The organism is Enterobacter sp. ODB01 (genome assembly GCF_001623605.1).
Taxonomy (GTDB): domain Bacteria; phylum Pseudomonadota; class Gammaproteobacteria; order Enterobacterales; family Enterobacteriaceae; genus Enterobacter; species Enterobacter kobei.
Genome location: NZ_CP015227.1, coordinates 3,301,619 through 3,318,261 on the forward strand (window position 1 = coordinate 3,301,619; position 16,643 = coordinate 3,318,261).

Consider the following 16,643-nt stretch of genomic DNA (forward strand, 5'->3'; position numbering starts at 1 on the left):
CATAAAAGGAACCCATTGTGAACACGCTTAACCGTCGTGATTTTCCCGGTGCTCAATACCCTGAACGCATCATCCAGTTTGGTGAAGGCAACTTCCTGCGTGCGTTTGTCGACTGGCAAATTGACCTGCTAAATGAACATACCGATCTCAATGCCGGTGTGGTTATCGTTCGCCCCATTCAGAGTGCTTTCCCGCCCTCGCTGAGCACCCAGGATGGCCTCTATACCACCATCATTCGCGGCCTGAATGAGCAGGGCGAAACGGTAAGTGAGAGCCGTCTTATCCGCTCGGTTAACCGGGAGATCGACGTCTACAGCCAGTATGATGCGTTCCTGAAACTGGCCCACAACCCCGATATGCGTTTTGTCTTCTCGAACACCACCGAGGCCGGGATCGGCTATCACGCGGGTGACAAATTCGACGATGCGCCTGCCGTGAGCTATCCGGCGAAACTGACGCGCCTGCTGTTTGAGCGCTTCAGCCACTTCAATGGTGCGACCGATAAGGGCTGGATCATCATTCCGTGTGAGCTGATAGACTACAACGGAGACGCCTTGCGTGAACTGGTCTTGCGTTATGCGCAGGAGTGGGCGCTGCCTGCCGCTTTCATCCAGTGGCTAAATGAAGCAAACCATTTCTGCTCAACGCTGGTTGACCGTATTGTGACCGGTTACCCGCGCGATGAAGCGGCCGCGCTGGAAGCTGAGCTGGGATATCACGATGCGTTCCTGGATACGGCAGAACACTTCTACCTGTTTGTTATTCAGGGGCCAGCATTCCTTGCCCGAGAACTGCGTCTGGATAAGTATCCGCTTAATGTGCTGATTGTGGATGACATCAAACCCTACAAAGAGCGTAAAGTCGCCATCCTGAATGGTGCGCATACGGCACTGGTGCCGGTAGCGTTCCTGGCGGGGCTGGATACGGTCGGTGAGGCGATGAATGATGCCGATATCTGTGCCTTCGTCGAAAAAGCGATTTATCAGGAAATTATTCCGGTCCTCGATCTGCCACGTGATGAACTGGAATCGTTCGCCAGCGCGGTAACAGGGCGTTTTCGGAACCCTTACATCAGACACCAGTTGCTCTCGATTGCGCTCAACGGCATGACTAAATACCGCACCCGCATTCTGCCGCAATTGCTGGCCGGGCAGAAGGTCAGGGGGCAGTTACCATCCCGTCTGACGTTTGCGTTAGCGGCCCTGATTGCGTTTTATCGCGCGGAGCGTAACGGGGAGGGCTATCCGGTACAGGATGATGCGAACTGGCTGGAATGTTATCAGCAGTTATGGGCGCGGCACCGCGATAATCAGATAAGTACCCGTGAACTGGTGCAGGCTGTGTTGAGCGAGAGAGAGCACTGGGAGCTGGACCTGACGCAGGTGAACGGCCTGGTGGACCAGGTGACGCTGGATCTTGATGCCATTCTGCTGAAGGGAATGCGCGCAGCGGTGAAACCACTTTGCTAATCACGTCACCCGGCTGCGGCCGGGTTTAAATAGGATCTATTTTAGTTACAACATACTGTTTACTCCGTATTTAAAAAAGAGAATCAGCACCGTGCATATTTCGCTTTGCAGATGGGAAAATGCAATGTCCCGTTAACATGCTTGCAACCGTGAGGGGGATCACGTTTAATAGCCACGCTCTTTTCTTGCCTGAAACTCACTATGATTGTTCTTCCTAAACAGCACTGGCTACAACTGATTTTTGTCTGGCACGGTTCGGTACTTCCCAAAATCTATACCCGACTGCTGCTCAACTTCCTGCTTTCTATCGCCGTGATCCTGATGCTGCCGTGGTACACCTCGCTGGGCATCAAATTTACCGTCGCGCCCTTCAGCATTCTCGGCGTGGCGATCGCTATCTTTCTGGGTTTCAGAAACAACGCCTGTTATTCACGTTACGTCGAGGCTCGACTGCTCTGGGGGCAGTTGATGATAGCGGCACGCTCGCTGTTTCGCGAGGTAAAAAACACCTTGCCTGACGATAAACATCTGGGTGAGTTTGTTCGCCTGCAGATTGCCTTTGCCAACTGCCTGCGTATGACCTTGCGCCGGGAACTGAACGCTGAAGAACTCGCTCGTTATCTGGCTGCGGATGATTTACGGCACGTGATGGCTGCCAACTCGCCGGCCAACCGTATTCTACTGATCATGGGGGAGTGGCTTGCCGTGCGGCGGCGTAACGGACAGCTTTCGGACATTCTTTTCCATAGCCTGAACAACCGCTTGAACGACATGTCCATCGTCCTTTCCGGCTGCGAGCGTATCGCGACGACGCCAGTGCCGTTTGCCTATACGCTGATTTTGCACCGCACGGTATATCTGTTCTGCATCATGCTGCCGTTCGCGCTGGTTGTGGACCTGCATTACATGACACCGTTTGTCTCCGCGCTGATCTCTTACACCTTTATCTCGCTGGATACCCTGGCAGAAGAGCTGGAAGATCCGTTTGGTACGGAAGATAACGACCTGCCGCTGGACGCCATCTGCAACAATATGGAACGCGATCTGCTGCAGATGAACGATGAAGAGAACATTCCGGAAAGGCTGATGCCAGATAAGCATTATCAGCTGACCTGACGGGCGTTCCACTCGTCGCGGGTGATCTCCCACAGTTCGGAGTCAAGCATACCGCTGACGTAGGCTTTCTTTTCCGTTCTGACAAGCCGCATGCCGCTGCTGTCTGAAATACGACGTGAGCGGCTGTTGGCGGCGGCCTTCGGCGCACGCAACACCGCTTTGTTCAGCGTATTGAACCAGTAATCCGTCGCCGCAATGCTCGCCTCCCGCATATAGCCTTTACCCTGAAACTCCGGTGCCAGCCAGAATCCGCGGTTGTTATCTTCAATATCGTACAGGCAGATAATACCCATGAGTTCATCCGGTACCTCGCGACGCCGGATGCTCCAGAACCAGGCAATCCCTTTTGCCATATCGGGCAGCGCCACGTTGTTAACATAATTTTCCGCACCGTTATCCGGGTAAGGCCAGGGCACCGAAGAGACCATATAACGCACGATCTCCCACCGCGGATATAGCTTCTGTATCTGGACAGCATCTTCGGCAACCAGCGGTTTTAACAGTAAGCGTTCAGTCGTGAGCGTAGGTATTGTCATCCGCGGATCTCCGTATTTAAGCGTTATGTTTTTGTTTGGGTTCTGTTATCTTGCCGGGTGGCGCTGCGCTTACCCGGCCTACATTTTCCTAAATATCAATAAATTGCACATTTCATTGTAGGCCCTGCAAGCGTAGCGCCGCTGGGCGAAACACACAAAACGCACAGGCGTATTTTTCTGGGCTTATCCAATATTACACTGCTTAGAAATGATGATTAATTTATATTGCGAGGAACACATGTCAGTTACGGTAAGACCGCTACGCGAAGATGATTATTCTCAATGGCGACCGCTGTGGGATGGCTATACCCATTTCTATGAGTGCTATCTAGAGGAATCCGTTACCGCATCAACCTGGGAGAGGGCGCTCTCAGCGCAATCGTCGATGTTCTGCCGCGTGGTAGAGAAGGACGAAAAAGTGATCGGTTTCGCAATGTGTATTCTGCACGAAGGAACCTGGTCAACAGCGCCCATTTGCTACCTGGAAGATCTGTTTGTTGATGCTGCTGAACGCGGCGCGGGGGCGGGCAAAGCGCTTATAGATGCCCTGATTGCAGAAGGTAAGCGTGAAGGGTGGTCAAAACTGTACTGGGCCACCCGGGAGAATAACCCGGCGCGTAAACTCTACGATCAATACGGTGAGGCCGACGATTACGTTCGCTATCGCCTCTCCCTGTAAAGCTAAAACGCCTGTGTTTGTATCACACTGTATCTGTTTTCCTGATACATACACAGGCTTGCAATAAACCCGCTTTCGCACATATCCGCTATACATAGAGGTGTTGTTATATCCCCGTGAATTGTACTCAATCGGAGATACCAATATGTTCAGCAAACTCGCTTACTCAACCCTTGCTCTGACCGTTTCTCTTGGCACCGTGATGTCCTGTCAGGCCGAAGTCACCGGCACCAGCTTCACGGCAGCCTTTGACCACCCGCAGCAAATTAACGCCGGCGACCTTAACGTCGGGTATGTCGACATCGGCCCGAAAGACGGTCAACCGGTCATTTTATTACACGGCTGGCCCTACGATATTCACAGCTATGCTGAAGTCGCTCCCGCACTCGCGGCAAAAGGTTACCGTGTCATTGTGCCTTCTCTGCGCGGCTACGGCACCACTCGCTTCCTGTCAGCTAAAACCCCGCGCAACGGCCAGCCGTCTGCGATGGCGAAAGATATTGTTAATCTGATGGACGCCCTGAATATTAAACAGGCCGTATTTGCAGGCTACGACTGGGGTGCCCGCACCGCGGATATCGTTGCGGCGCTGTGGCCAGAACGCGTTAAGTCGCTCGTTTCGGTGAGCGGGTATCTCATCAGCAGCCAGCAGATTGGCAAACAACCGTTGCCGCCAAAAGCAGAGCAGCAGTGGTGGTATCAGTTTTACTTCGCCACCGAGCGCGGTGCGGAAGGCTACGCTAAAAACACGCATGACTTCGCCCGTTTGATCTGGTCGCAGGCCTCACCGGACTGGAAATTTAGCGATGCAACCTTCAACGCCAGCGCCAAATCGCTCGATAATCCGGATCACGTCGCGGTGACGCTCAGCAATTACCGCTGGCGCTTAGGGCTAGAAAAAGGTGAGCGCAAATACGACAGCTACGAGCAAAAACTGGCCACGTTGCCGAATATCACCGTACCAACGATCACCATCGAAGGCGGAAACAACGGGGCACCGCATCCGGCACCACAGGCCTACGCGGGTAAATTTACCGGTAAGTATGAACACCGCACCTTTGGGGCGACTGTGGGTCACAATCCACCTCAGGAAGATCCGCAAGATTTCGTTAACGCTGTGGTCGACGCAGATAAACTCTGAAATGTGCTATTTTCAATACGTTACCCTTCAGTCTGGAGATTTCGGTGGAGCATATTGACCATATCCTTGTCGTCGATGACGACAGGGATATTCGTGAACTGATTGTCGACTATCTCGTTAAGTCCGGTTATCGCGCCTCCGGCGCGGCCAACGGCAAGGAGATGCGCGCCGTGCTGGATAAACAGCATATCGACCTGGTGGTGCTGGACGTCATGATGCCCGGCGATGACGGTCTTACGCTGTGTCGGCAACTGCGTGTCGGCAAAAATAAAGATCTGCCTATCCTGATGCTGACGGCGCGTAATGAGGAGACGGACAGGATCCTGGGGCTGGAGATGGGGGCGGATGATTACGTTGTGAAGCCTTTTGTTGCGCGCGAATTGCTGGCGCGAATCAAAGCGATTTTACGCCGTTTTCGTACAATGCCGCCCAATTTACAGGTAACAGAAGCAGGGCGACTGGTGACGTTTGGTGAATGGGAGCTCGATACCGTTGCCCGCCACCTGATAGACCCGGAAGGTGTGATTGTGGCGCTCAGCGGGGCGGAGTATCGCCTGCTGCGCGTTTTCCTCGATCATCCTCAGCGCGTGTTGACTCGCGATCAGCTGCTCAACCTGACGCAGGGGCGCGACGCCGAACTGTTTGAACGTTCTATCGATCTGCTGGTCAGCCGGGTACGTCAACGCCTGAATGAAGATGCGCGTACACCCGCCTATATTAAAACCGTGCGCAGCGAGGGCTATGTGTTTACCATGCCGGTCACGATCAAAGAGGCGAACGAATGAGGTTCTGGCCACGCTCACTGTTGGCCCGTTTGCTGATCATTGTGCTTCCCGGCCTGTTGCTGGCCAACGCCCTGAGCCTGACGCTGGTCATGATAGAACGAATGCACAGCGCCCGCACGGTGATGCTCGGTAACCTGGAATACGATGTCGCGACCAGCGTGGCCATTTTAGACCGCTTGCCGGCCACTGAACGGGCGGCCTGGCTGCCGCGCCTTGAGCGGGGTAACTATCGTTATATCCTCGGTCCGGGTGAGCCGGGCAACGCACCGACGGATAAGCGTTCCCAGGATGCCATCCGTACCTTAAAAGCGACACTGGCAGCACAATACCCGCTCAGCTTTACGTCTGTTCCTGGCGCCATTTCACATATCCAGGCGCATCTTACGTTACACGACGGTGCGCCGTTGACCATTGATCTGATCCCGCGCATGCCACCGGTCGCCAGCTGGCTGCCCGTTGTTCTTATCCTGCAACTGTTGCTGCTCGCGGCCTGCTCCTGGTTTGCCGTGCGGCAGGTTGTGCGGCCTTTTTCACAGTTTATCCACGCGGTTGACGCCCTGGATCCGGCGGCCAATACGCCAATGACCGAGAAAGGGCCGCTTGAGGTACAACGGGCTGCCCATGCCTTCAACGCCATGCAGGCACGTATTCAGTCTTATCTCCGGGAACGTGCGCAGATTCTGGCCTCCATTTCGCACGATCTCCAGACGCCGATTACCCGCATGAAGCTGCGGGTCGAAATGGCGGAACAGCCTGAACTGCGCGACAAGCTAATGGATGACCTTGATAATATGTCGCGTCTGGTGCGCGAGGGGATTGCCTATGCCCGGTCATCAGAATCACTGGAAGAGACATCGCTGAAGCTGGAACTTAATGCCTGGATAAACAGCATCGCCTGTGATTATCAGGACATCGGTAAAAACGTGCAATTTCAGGCGGGCGAATCCCGTTTGCCGATTGTGACGCGTCCGCAGGCGCTTCGCCGGGTGATGACCAACCTGCTGGATAACGCCCTGAAATTTGGCGAGCGCGCCAACATTGTCATTGATGATTCATCCGCCAGTGAGGTGGTGATCCACATTATTGATGTCGGCCCGGGAATACCCGATGCCGAACTGGAGGCCGTATTGCAGCCGTTTTATCGGGTTGAAACATCGCGCAACCGTGATACCGGTGGAACCGGACTGGGTCTGGCAATTGCTGCGCAACTGACCGCACAGCTGGACGGCAAGCTGAAGCTGGTGAACCGCGCCGAGGGCGGGCTGGATGTCTCCGTTACGCTCCCACGACGTTAATTGTATGACTTTGTATCTGCCTTCCGGGAAGATACAGAGCCAGACAAAACCCGCGCTTTTACACATATTCTGAACACATCAGCACGATGAAATAGCCTCACTGCAGCGTCGCAGGACTTGTATCGTGAGGTCTCTATGTTTTTGATAATTGCTTTTCTGGGCGGGATGATAAGCCTGCTCAGTCCATGTACGCTCCCGGTTATTCCCCTCCTGTTTGCCGGTTTTCAGGGGCAAAGACGACATATTATGGCACTGCTCGCGGGGATGATCGTGATGTTCACCCTGGTTGCGATGGTTGTCACCGTCGCCAGCGAGTGGATAGCTGAAGCCACCGTCGTTGGACGCTGGATCGCGCTTATCATTCTGGCTACGGCCGCGCTGGCGTTAATTTTTCCCTCCTTTGCCCAGCGAATTGCCGGGCCAGCAGTCAGCGCGGGAAACGTCCTGAACACCCGAAGCGGACAAACACGCGGTATGGCATCTGCTTTTCTGGCCGGGCTGGCGGTCGGGTTGCTCTGGTCCCCCTGCGCAGGTCCCATTCTGGGGGCGATATTCAGCCTTAATATTGCGGGACATTCAGCCATCGCGACAGGGGCGTTACTTGCCGCCTACGGCAGTGGATGCGCGTTAATGCTGGGTTTACTCGTTCTCGGAGGCCGCACGCTGATGGCACCACTGAGAGCAAAATCGGCGCTGATGGCGAAGCTTCGCCAGGGGGCTGGCGTGGTGATGTTAGCGGCTGTCGTCTTTAACGCGACCGGAATGACGTCTGTTCTGAAAGGCGCAAATGGGGTGGCGGACCGTCTTGAAACCACGCTGCTGAATCTGGCAAAACCCGCTACACAAGCGGTGAAGCTCCAGCCGGTGGTGATGACCGAGCCGAGTAGCCAGCTGCCGTCGTTGAGCGGTGGAACAGGGTGGATAAACGGTGACCCTGTCACGTCTGAATCACTGCGCGGGAAGGTGGTCCTGATTGATTTCTGGACCTGGGACTGCATTAATTGCCAGCATACGCTTCCGCATGTGCGCGACTGGGCCACAAAGTATCAGTCGCAAGGTCTGGTCGTGATTGGGGTTCATACCCCGGAATATCCGTGGGAGAAACCGATTTCGTCGGTAAAAAATGCGGTGAATAAATGGCAGCTGCCGTATCGGGTTGTGACGGATAATAATTACCAAATCTGGAATGCTTTCGGCAACCAGTACTGGCCAGCGCATTATTACTTTGATGCTAAAGGGCAGCTGCGCTACACCTCCTTTGGGGAGGGAAATTACGATGAACAGGAACAGGTGATCCAACAACTGCTGAAAGAAGCCCGTTCCTGACTACCACCTCAGGGTTGACGCTGAGCAACCATAAACAACCGAGGAAAAGCCAGCAGTATCTGCCCGTTTTCCTGGAGCGGATACTGCTCTTCCAGTAGTTCATGGTAGCGTTTCAGGAAACGTTTCTGTTCGTGCTCGTTCAGTTCCTGGAGCCATGGGCGTAACCCGGTGGCGCTGACCCAGTCAATGATGGCCTGATGCGAGCGCATTTTATGGAAATAGGTCGTCCGCCAGATATCCACCTCACACCCGGCTTCGGACAAAATGTCATAGTAGGCATGGACCCCAGGCAGCGGTTCTCTACCGCGGTCAGGATAGTCTTGCTCCAGGGCCACTTCGCGCATGGCTACGTGAGTAGGCTCAAGCCAGTTGTCCGGCATCTGGATCGCCAGGACGCCATTAAGCGCGAGGAGAGAAACAAGGTGAGGCAGAAGATCGTAATGGTCTGGAACCCATTGCAATGAGGCATTGGCATAAATCAAATTCAGCGCCTGGTCCGGCTTATACTGGCGGATATCGGACTCAACAAAGCGGCAGCCCGGCAGCGCACTGCGCGCCTCTTCCAGCATGGCAGGCGAGTTATCGACCCCGGTAATCTGTGCGTTCGGCCAGCGATGGCGCAACAGCGCCGTGCTGTTTCCCGGACCACAGCCCAAATCGGCGAGGGTGGCGACGTCATCCAGTGGGATTCTGGCGAGTAGCTCAGCGGCAGGACGCGTGCGTTCAGCACCGTATTGCAGATAAAGAGAAGGGTTCCAGTCGGCCATCTTTAGATCTCCTTTTTGCGTGTACCAGCAAGGATAGCACAGGCCGGCACCTGCACCGGGACAGGTGCCGCAACAAGGTCAGATTACAGAATGCCTTTCAGTGCAACATGATAGAGCAGCATGATGGTTTTCCCGTCAACAATCATGCCCGTTTCAATGCCCCGCAAAGCGTCCTCAAAGGGGAGCTCCAGCACGTCGATATCCTCACCCTCCGCTTTGATACCGCCGCCTGCGCTGGTTTTATCCTTTGGCTGATATTCGGCAAGGTAGAAGTAGAGTTTCTCCGTAACGGAACCCGGGCTCATATAGGCTTCAAAGATTTTCTGCACGCTCGACACCTTAAACCCGGTCTCTTCTTCCGCTTCTGCCTTTATTCGGCTCTCTGGATCCATATTGTCGAGCAGGCCCGCAGCAGCCTCGATCAGATCACCCTGATGACCATTGATAAAGACAGGGAAACGGAACTGGCGAGTCAGAATCACCGTTTTTTTATCACGGTTGTAGAGCAGAATAGTCGCGCCATTCCCCCGGTCATAAACTTCACGGGTTTGTCGCTGCCATTCGCCATCGCGTCGTTGATGGTCAAAGGTATATTTTTTGAGTAAGTACCAGTTATCTGACAATATTTCATCGTTAATGATGCGCACATCTGCACGTTTCGATTGCACGTTTTGTCCTCCTTACGTAGAGTAACGATCAATAACAGCATTAACGTGCAGTTTCAAGATTTATCATGCAATATCAGGAATCCAGAATGCTCACCAGTCAGCGAAAACAATTGATACTTGAGAAGCTCGGCGCCGAAGGCCAGGTCCAGTCTAAAGCGCTCAGCATTCTCTTTGATGTCTCTGAGGACACCATCCGGCGTGATTTACGCGAGCTGGCGGCAGAAGGGCGTTTACAGCGTGTTCACGGCGGTGCGCTGCCGTCGTCTTCCGCTATTGTGCCTTTTGCAGAGCGTCAGTCCGTTAAAATGGATGCCAAAAGAAAGGTGGCGCAGAAGGGCGCGCAGCTGATTTCTTCGGGCCAGGTGGTGATCATTGACGGTGGAACGACCACCTCTCAACTGATTACTTTCTTACCGCCTGATTTGCGTATTACCGTGGTGACGCACAGTCCGAGCATTGCTCTGGGGCTGATTAATCATCCCGCTATTGAAGTGATTCTGATTGGCGGCCGTTTGTATAAACACTCAATTGTTGCAGTCGGCGCGGCGGCCATCGAAGGTATCGAAAACATTCATGCCGATCTGTTCTTTATGGGCGTGACCGGGATCCATCCGGAAGCAGGGCTGACCACGGGTGATTTCGAAGAGGCGTGCATCAAACGTGCATTTTCCGGCAGAGCGGCCGAGACGGTTGTTCTGGCTTCACCGGAAAAAATCAATACGGCGTCATCGTTTGTGATTGGCGACGTATCCTTAGCGAATACGCTTGTCGTCGAAGACGATACCGATCGTGGCTGGGTGCATACGCTATCCGAAAAAGGGGTATCGGTCGTACTGGCTTCCTCATGAGCCAGTCAGATGACTGACTGGCACGGTCATCGTTAAGCCTGAGGAATGCTCTCCAGCGTAGTATAAATCGTGAGACCAAGTTCCCTGGCCACTTCAATGTCCATATCCGCCCCCTTAGACGCACCGGCAATCCGATAAATCGCATCGCATTTTGCGATGAGCCGGTGAGCTACGGGGTAAAGCATTGATTCTGCGATGTCATCTCCCAACGATGTCGAGCCCGCGGCCTTCGCCAGCGGCAGAGCCAGCCATTCGCCAATGACCGGAACGTGACCACGCTGGTATACGGCTAATGCGGCGTTTTCGAGACGCGCAAGATTCTCATCAATGCGCACCTGAAGGCCATCGGTGCCGCTTCGATAGGGGCCGGCAATTAAAATGAGCTGTTGTGTCATAGATACCTCTGTCAGTGTGATTGCATGAAGTTGCACGTTTGCAGACAATATCTTACGAAATTACCGCCGCGTTATGAAATGTTTTTCGTGCATTTTCGTGCAAAAACATGCATGAGAAAGCATGTAATCACTTAGGCAGAAGGGCTATTGCTACGAAGCCGAACGCCTCCGTCCAACGAACATCCAACGCAGGTAATCGTATAGCCAGTTAAACAGCATTGTGTATGGCAGGAAAAACAGCACCAGTCCAATCTCAACGAAAAATGCCTCAGTGAGGGGTAAATCCAGCATAACCATCGCAACGGGGATTAAGGTGATGATCAGTCCTGTTTCAAAACCCACCGCATGGATAGCACGAACAAGGAAGGTTCGTTGAAAGCGGTATTTTTTCTGCAGCGAGTCAAAGAGTTTATTAAAAACAAAATTCCATGCCGTCGCGGTCAGTGCAGATATCACGGACAGCGAGCCAGACTGGAGTATCGAAACGTTCATCAACCAGGCAAGCGACAGCGCGATGATAACGTTAGCTATGACTTCAAAAATGACAGCATGGAAGATTCGTTCTTTAACGCTTTTATTTAATTCAATTTCCATTTGCTCAGGGCTGCGTTTTCCAAAAGCTGAAGTATATCAGGCATCGTTTAACTTTTTCTAAACATGCAGGATTGAAACTCTGAGCAAAAGCGGAAGGCACTGTGAGATGGTCAACGGAGACGCTTTCAGAGGGTATCAGCATTCAGGGGTCAATGTAGCCATCAACGTAGCCATGAAACGCCAGATTTCGCCTTACTTAATGCAAGTGCGCATAATGTATATTATGTTAAATATGGTGGGTTTGTTCTTAAGTTCATGAGTTCCTCTCTTTCAGGAACTTACAGATGAATCAGTCAGTTGCCAAAGTTTAGTTGTGGACTTACGATGGCTTCATAACGCAAAAATTACGGGGCATCCGCTAAGTTCATGGCATATTCCATCTTACATTTATCGAGGAACAACCAGAGAACTCATCTCATAGTTGATGATGTGACTACCCTACCGGTCATGTTCGCCACAATTTATGGAATGAATGAACTGAGCAAGAAACATCTGGGGACTCAAGAAAACATTCTGTGATGGCAAACGAGAGTTGACTACAGATGAAAAGGCTAAATTGGCTATGGGGCGAACCGGCGCTGCTTATATAAGTAAGGCAAATCGTCTTGATGCTGAAATTATAGCATTGAAAGCTAAATATGAACGAAATGTACTGGCGCTCGCCGACATCATTGAGTATATCGACAACGCAACTCCTATCAAAGTAGAGGACATGCTTGCAGACGATCTTATTCGAGAACTTGCTGAGCGCAAAAGAAATTCAAGAATGAGCTAATGAGTAAACGCCCTACTCTATTCGTAAAATTAGCGCACTAATTATCAATACTCCCTCTTCTATGTCCTTTATGTCGAAGGGAGTCTTCCATTCTAATGCCGATTTGGTTCATTACACCAGTTTAATGCTGCACTTTCGTTACCTTCTAAAAGATCAATAGCCTTTTGTAGAACATCATTTGTTACCACCATGTTTTACACCTGAAGACGTTTTGAGTGCTTCGATAAGATTACTTCGCTCTTCCTCTGTCATCCGGGATATGAGTAATGCAAGTTCTGCTGTGGTCTGATCATCACAAAAAAAGTAGTTTAACGGCACGTTTAACTCTGACGCCATCCGTCGAAGCGTATCAATATCCGGGACATGCCGCCCTTTCTCATAATGATTCATACGACTGCTAGCCGAAGCGGGATCAAACCCAACAAGGAGGCCCAGTGAGCGCTGTGATAAACCCGCCCTGCATCTCGCTTCCTTAAGTCGTTCTGGTATCGGATTTTTTTCAGACACTGATTCATCTTCATTAGCCTCGAATGCTTAGATTGTCTAAGTATCTGCCATTGTTGTATACTTAGCAATCCTAAGTTAACTGCATTGTTTTAGTCATATGAATAGTCGAGTATCCAACCCTGAGTCGTACATATTTTCTGCAATAATCCACATTGGCAAGGATAACTTCACCAGTAACGATGTAGCAATAATTCTTGTCGAGCGATTCTCACTCCCGAAAACCTACCTAAAGGCAAAAGCTTTTGCTTATAACCAAATTCAATGCCTAGTTAAAAAAGGATTATTAAATAAAGTAAGAAAATCAGGCGTGTATCAATATTTATACTCAGCCACATCAGAATTCAATATCGCAATGGAAAATGTGCAATTAATTGAGGCAACCCAAAAAACTTCTCGCCAGTTTTCAAGTGCTAATTCAAGTGCTAATAGCTATGAACACAATAATGTAAATATTCAAATAAGAACTCTTATTGAAAAATACAGCAGTGAATTGGAAAAAATATCAGGAGCAAAAGAAATTTATGAAGAACTGATAATTGCCGTACCGAGCAGGGGAAATGAATTCCGGAAACTTTCTCTAGAGCAAGACAAGAAACATATTAAGATAAATGAAAAAATAAATACATTGATTGAGATTGTTAATCATACATTTCAATAAGGCAATGAATTCTAGAAAGGATTTAACGTTTAATAGAGTCGTGAAAAAGAGAGGGCAAAGCCGAGACCGCCCTCTCCCTTCATGCACTGATAAACTTCACTAATATGAGATTAACAGCGCGTACCACTATATGCTAGACCTGAAAAATATAATCTTAGTCAGTCCCAGATGCAACCTTTAACACCTCAATGCAACAAATTAAACAACGAACTCATCCTTACACCTTAAAAGCTGTAAAGTAAAAAAACACCCTGAAGGCTGTTTTTTTACGCTAAGTGAACTTATTTTAAAATAATCGACATGGTCACCTACTTATGGATAATGTTTTCCCGGTCAGACTTCTTAGCCAGTTGCGGCCACTTTTAATTGGTTTTCGTAAATCAAAAGGATTAACTCAAAGAGAATTATCCGCTAGGTTGGGTGTCACTCAGCAGACTTATGCTCGCCTTGAGGCAAACCCTTCAAAAGCAAGTTTTCAGCGCCTATACAACGTGTTAAATATTTTGGGAGTGGAGATTTCGCTTAGTTCTGAACCTATTTCAACTTATACAAAGGCTTCAAATTTGGTTGAAAAGGAGTTTGATTCACCTGCAAGGCGTGAAGACTGGTGATAGAAGCCAGGTTATTTGATAGGGCTGTACGACAGTCACTGCCCCTAAGGAAGGTGCAATTTGCGAGCAATGGCGCTTTGCATCGGAGTTAGTGGGCCGTCAATATGGGAGTTAGCGAGCACACAACCAGCCGCGAAGATCCCCACGTCATAGCGACATATAGGTGTCGTGCATCCATCTCTTCCGGGGATGTGATGACTGCCACCTCCCCTTGAGGGCCTTCATCATGTCTGCACTCGTATACTTGATATTTCCCTTCAGGCTATCCCTGATAGCCTTTTGACGTGACCACTACCAGTTATTCCGGATTGCAGAGAGCTTTCATGCCGGCGCTCAGGTCTGACTCAACGACACGCAGATAAAGCGGGGAGGCCGCCACCACAAACCGATCGGCAGACCTTGACTGCATCAGCGTCTCCAGGGCGGTTCACTGTCGTTCCGAAGGTGGACGCGTTGTCAGCCGCTCCCAGTGAGTGCGATGGCAGAACGACATCGAGGAGAACGTCGCTTCATACGGGACCACGAGATCAGAGACATGCAGTAGCTCCAGGCCTGCGGATATAATCCACATCTCAGCACCACTACGCGCCGCAGCTGCAGCTGCCCTGCTCCAGTGGTGGCCTGTATACAGCTCGCCGGCAGTCATGGGGGGGCGATCCGCGACGGTCCTGCGCCAGTCTCTCCATCCAGAGCCCGTAGTTACGTTCATCCGGAAACACAGCATCACCTGCAGCCACAGTTTTGCGGCGCGTGCAGGTGACGATGAGATGGACGTCAGGTCGCGAAATATAACAGACAGGCATTATTTTTGAGCCGGTTTACGAAGCTTCTGAAGGAGCAAAATTTCCTTGTCATTCAGCTCCTCCCCATTCTTCAGCTTTTTAAATATTATCTTGTATCTCTTCGCTCTTCTCCATGTATGAATACTGACCAGCACTGCGGTTGATGCAATTATCATGGCAATAGTTGATATGTAAGTCGATGTATTTTCTTGTAATTTTCTATTCCTCATGCGGACGAGGGAATGAAGACACACCGGCCACTGCTCCGGCGTCGTTCCACAAAATGCCCCTGGCCAGATGCTCCGCCACCTCCCGCCCAGTGTAACCGGCCAGGAGTGCCATTCAGGTTCTTGTGCCAGGGCTCCATAAGTTAATAAGAAGACCCGGCAAACCGTACAAAAACGTACGGTAAGAGGTAAAAAGCCGGTTGGAAATCGACTTTTACTTACTGGCCTTCGCCTCATGAAGACGTAACACACCATCCGCAACCCTGTTGATAATGTCCCGTAATATGCCAATGGAGGTTTTTGAGATGTCTGAACCGTTGAATATCGATGACTTGACTCTTACTCTCAAAAGGCTGTCACCGTCCTTTTCCGGGGTGTCTCTGACCTGGATATAGGTGCATTCTTCCCGACGAAAATGGAGCTCCTCTTCCCCTGTGGTGAGGAAAACATATAAGCCGGCGAGAGTTGTTTTCTGATGGTCACTGTTCTTTTCCATTATTGCGACCTTCAATTTGTGACGTTCCAGCTTTTCAGGCAATTCAGTGACATACAGATCGCCGTCTGAGCGGGTCGAGGTGAGTATCACGACATCGGGCTGGTCTTTAACTTCCATTCCTATCTCGGCAGGCTGCAGCGATCTGTTGTCAAACAACAGATCAATGAGGGTATGCATATCATCATTCATAAGATAAAAAGGAGCACGCCGGAGTTCGCCGCTACGATCTTCCCTGATCAGACCCCAGCTGATTAAAGTATTGATGGCACGCTGTGTCATCCCCTCCGGTCTATCTGTCAGCGCCAGCTCTGCGTCTCCTTTGGTGTTATATCCCTTGAGTTCCAGGGATTTGCGAAGATATAGCTCCCGGGCAAATTTAAGCTGTCCGAAGGTCAGGTTGTGCGTCATATGAATAAAGTGGAAACGAATTTCTTTATCCAGTGTCCCCCTGCCCAACTGAACGAGCAGGCGTACATAAAGCCAGGTTTTCTCGTCCTCATCGTCCTGCAGAACCTTGCGGAGTACGGCAAGAAAGTCTTCAGATGAAATATCAGCCAGTTCCGGCAGCGTCTGGTATATACCGATAACGAACTTTTCGACGCGGGCTCGTCGTTGCTTTTCCTCCATTGCAGTTACTTCCGCATAACCTTCCTCCAGCAGCGTCAGTGCGGTACCGATGCCTGGTATTTTTTTTGCTCCCGATTTAACGATCTTGGCAAGAATTTTTCGAATGCCTCTATCGTTGACGACCTCCGTATATTCGGTTCGGATACGGTTGGTCAGCGTTGACCGGGTGGTTACGTCAGTTGATTCACCGCGTGGGGTATCGTTTGTAGTACTGTTATGAACCGTCATTTTTTATTCATATCTCTTTTTACGCTTTTGCTGGCCAGTCCATTAGGCGGATTTCACGGATACTGCTCAAATCAAGACGGTTTGCACTCCATACGCCGCTTCCGACCGCAGCG

19 protein-coding genes are annotated in these 16,643 nt (G+C 51.0%); 11 read left to right on the forward strand and 8 right to left on the reverse strand.

The genetic code is table 11. From position 1 onward, the window contains the following. The first annotated feature begins 17 nt into the window (after window positions 1–17). Window positions 18–1,469, forward strand: coding sequence for a tagaturonate reductase (locus tag A4308_RS15705; RefSeq protein ID WP_045268152.1), 1,452 nt, complete (start codon window positions 18–20; stop codon window positions 1,467–1,469). Window positions 1,470–1,670: 201 nt separating this feature from the next. Continuing rightward, entirely contained in the window at window positions 1,671–2,585 is a 915-nt protein-coding gene (locus A4308_RS15710; protein WP_045282107.1) for a bestrophin family protein, read from the forward strand. Here the strand turns inward: A4308_RS15710 and A4308_RS15715 are convergent. Further along, window positions 2,573–3,121 (reverse strand): GNAT family N-acetyltransferase, encoded by a 549-nt coding sequence (locus A4308_RS15715; protein WP_014883841.1) that lies wholly within the window; start codon window positions 3,119–3,121, stop codon window positions 2,573–2,575. The two genes, A4308_RS15710 and A4308_RS15715, sit on opposite strands and share 13 nt — an antisense overlap. 238 nt (window positions 3,122–3,359) lie before the next feature. Here A4308_RS15715 and A4308_RS15720 point away from each other — a divergent pair, with 238 nt between their 5' ends. The 5 genes from A4308_RS15720 (at window position 3,360) to A4308_RS15740 (ending at window position 8,347) form a co-directional block, all read left to right on the forward strand. Continuing rightward, window positions 3,360–3,800 carry a GNAT family N-acetyltransferase gene (locus A4308_RS15720; protein ID WP_045282108.1) on the forward strand — a complete coding sequence of 147 codons (441 nt, stop codon included), beginning with the start codon at window positions 3,360–3,362 and terminating at the stop codon, window positions 3,798–3,800. Between the two features lie 145 nt (window positions 3,801–3,945). Next, the gene (locus tag A4308_RS15725) at window positions 3,946–4,941 is read left to right on the forward strand and encodes an alpha/beta fold hydrolase (protein ID WP_023337301.1); all 996 of its coding nucleotides are present in this window, start codon (window positions 3,946–3,948) and stop codon (window positions 4,939–4,941) included. A gap of 44 nt (window positions 4,942–4,985) precedes the next feature. Then, entirely contained in the window at window positions 4,986–5,726 is a 741-nt protein-coding gene (locus tag A4308_RS15730; protein ID WP_045282109.1) for a response regulator, read from the forward strand. Beyond that, window positions 5,723–7,021: an ATP-binding protein gene (locus A4308_RS15735; protein WP_045282110.1), complete on the forward strand. Its 1,299-nt coding sequence runs from the start codon at window positions 5,723–5,725 to the stop codon at window positions 7,019–7,021. Before A4308_RS15730 ends, A4308_RS15735 begins: the two co-directional genes overlap by 4 nt. Window positions 7,022–7,156: 135 nt before the next feature. Further along, window positions 7,157–8,347 (forward strand): cytochrome c biogenesis protein/redoxin, encoded by a 1,191-nt coding sequence (locus tag A4308_RS15740; RefSeq protein WP_045282111.1) that lies wholly within the window; start codon window positions 7,157–7,159, stop codon window positions 8,345–8,347. An 8-nt stretch (window positions 8,348–8,355) separates the two neighbouring features. Here A4308_RS15740 and tam read toward each other — a convergent pair whose 3' ends face one another. After that, entirely contained in the window at window positions 8,356–9,114 is a 759-nt protein-coding gene (gene tam, locus A4308_RS15745) for a trans-aconitate 2-methyltransferase (RefSeq protein ID WP_014883848.1), read from the reverse strand. A gap of 83 nt (window positions 9,115–9,197) precedes the next feature. Further along, window positions 9,198–9,782, reverse strand: a complete 585-nt coding sequence (locus tag A4308_RS15750; protein WP_014883849.1) for a GDP-mannose pyrophosphatase nudK — start codon at window positions 9,780–9,782, stop codon at window positions 9,198–9,200. A gap of 86 nt (window positions 9,783–9,868) precedes the next feature. Here A4308_RS15750 and A4308_RS15755 point away from each other — a divergent pair, with 86 nt between their 5' ends. Beyond that, entirely contained in the window at window positions 9,869–10,630 is a 762-nt protein-coding gene (locus A4308_RS15755) for a DeoR/GlpR family DNA-binding transcription regulator (RefSeq protein WP_045282112.1), read from the forward strand. A gap of 32 nt (window positions 10,631–10,662) precedes the next feature. Here A4308_RS15755 and A4308_RS15760 read toward each other — a convergent pair whose 3' ends face one another. Together A4308_RS15760 and A4308_RS15765 are read right to left on the reverse strand one after the other, a co-directional pair. Continuing rightward, entirely contained in the window at window positions 10,663–11,025 is a 363-nt protein-coding gene (locus A4308_RS15760) for a DUF4406 domain-containing protein (protein ID WP_045282113.1), read from the reverse strand. A 150-nt stretch (window positions 11,026–11,175) separates the two neighbouring features. Continuing rightward, a complete protein-coding gene (locus tag A4308_RS15765) occupies window positions 11,176–11,619 on the reverse strand; it encodes a PACE efflux transporter (RefSeq protein WP_045282114.1) in 444 nt (147 codons plus the stop codon). Between the two features lie 532 nt (window positions 11,620–12,151). Here A4308_RS15765 and A4308_RS15770 point away from each other — a divergent pair. Then, a complete protein-coding gene (locus A4308_RS15770; RefSeq protein ID WP_226149564.1) occupies window positions 12,152–12,394 on the forward strand; it encodes a hypothetical protein in 243 nt (80 codons plus the stop codon). 174 nt (window positions 12,395–12,568) lie between these two features. On the opposite strand, the gene A4308_RS22015 is transcribed toward A4308_RS15770, so the two are convergent. Next, on the reverse strand, window positions 12,569–12,901 hold the full coding sequence (locus A4308_RS22015) for a helix-turn-helix domain-containing protein (RefSeq protein WP_071890863.1): 333 nt from the start codon (window positions 12,899–12,901) through the stop codon (window positions 12,569–12,571). 97 nt (window positions 12,902–12,998) lie between these two features. Between A4308_RS22015 and A4308_RS15775 the strand changes: the two genes are divergently transcribed. Together A4308_RS15775 and A4308_RS22025 are read left to right on the forward strand one after the other, a co-directional pair. Beyond that, window positions 12,999–13,559 (forward strand): hypothetical protein, encoded by a 561-nt coding sequence (locus A4308_RS15775; protein ID WP_061362451.1) that lies wholly within the window; start codon window positions 12,999–13,001, stop codon window positions 13,557–13,559. 314 nt (window positions 13,560–13,873) lie between these two features. Further along, entirely contained in the window at window positions 13,874–14,170 is a 297-nt protein-coding gene (locus tag A4308_RS22025; protein WP_061362452.1) for a helix-turn-helix domain-containing protein, read from the forward strand. Between the two features lie 427 nt (window positions 14,171–14,597). Here the strand turns inward: A4308_RS22025 and A4308_RS23000 are convergent, their stop codons facing one another. Then, window positions 14,598–14,894 carry a DUF6884 domain-containing protein gene (locus A4308_RS23000; RefSeq protein ID WP_373467680.1) on the reverse strand — a complete coding sequence of 99 codons (297 nt, stop codon included), beginning with the start codon at window positions 14,892–14,894 and terminating at the stop codon, window positions 14,598–14,600. A gap of 499 nt (window positions 14,895–15,393) precedes the next feature. Then, window positions 15,394–16,530 carry a hypothetical protein gene (locus A4308_RS15785; RefSeq protein WP_063308658.1) on the reverse strand — a complete coding sequence of 379 codons (1,137 nt, stop codon included), beginning with the start codon at window positions 16,528–16,530 and terminating at the stop codon, window positions 15,394–15,396. Between the last annotated feature and the right edge of the window lie 113 nt (window positions 16,531–16,643).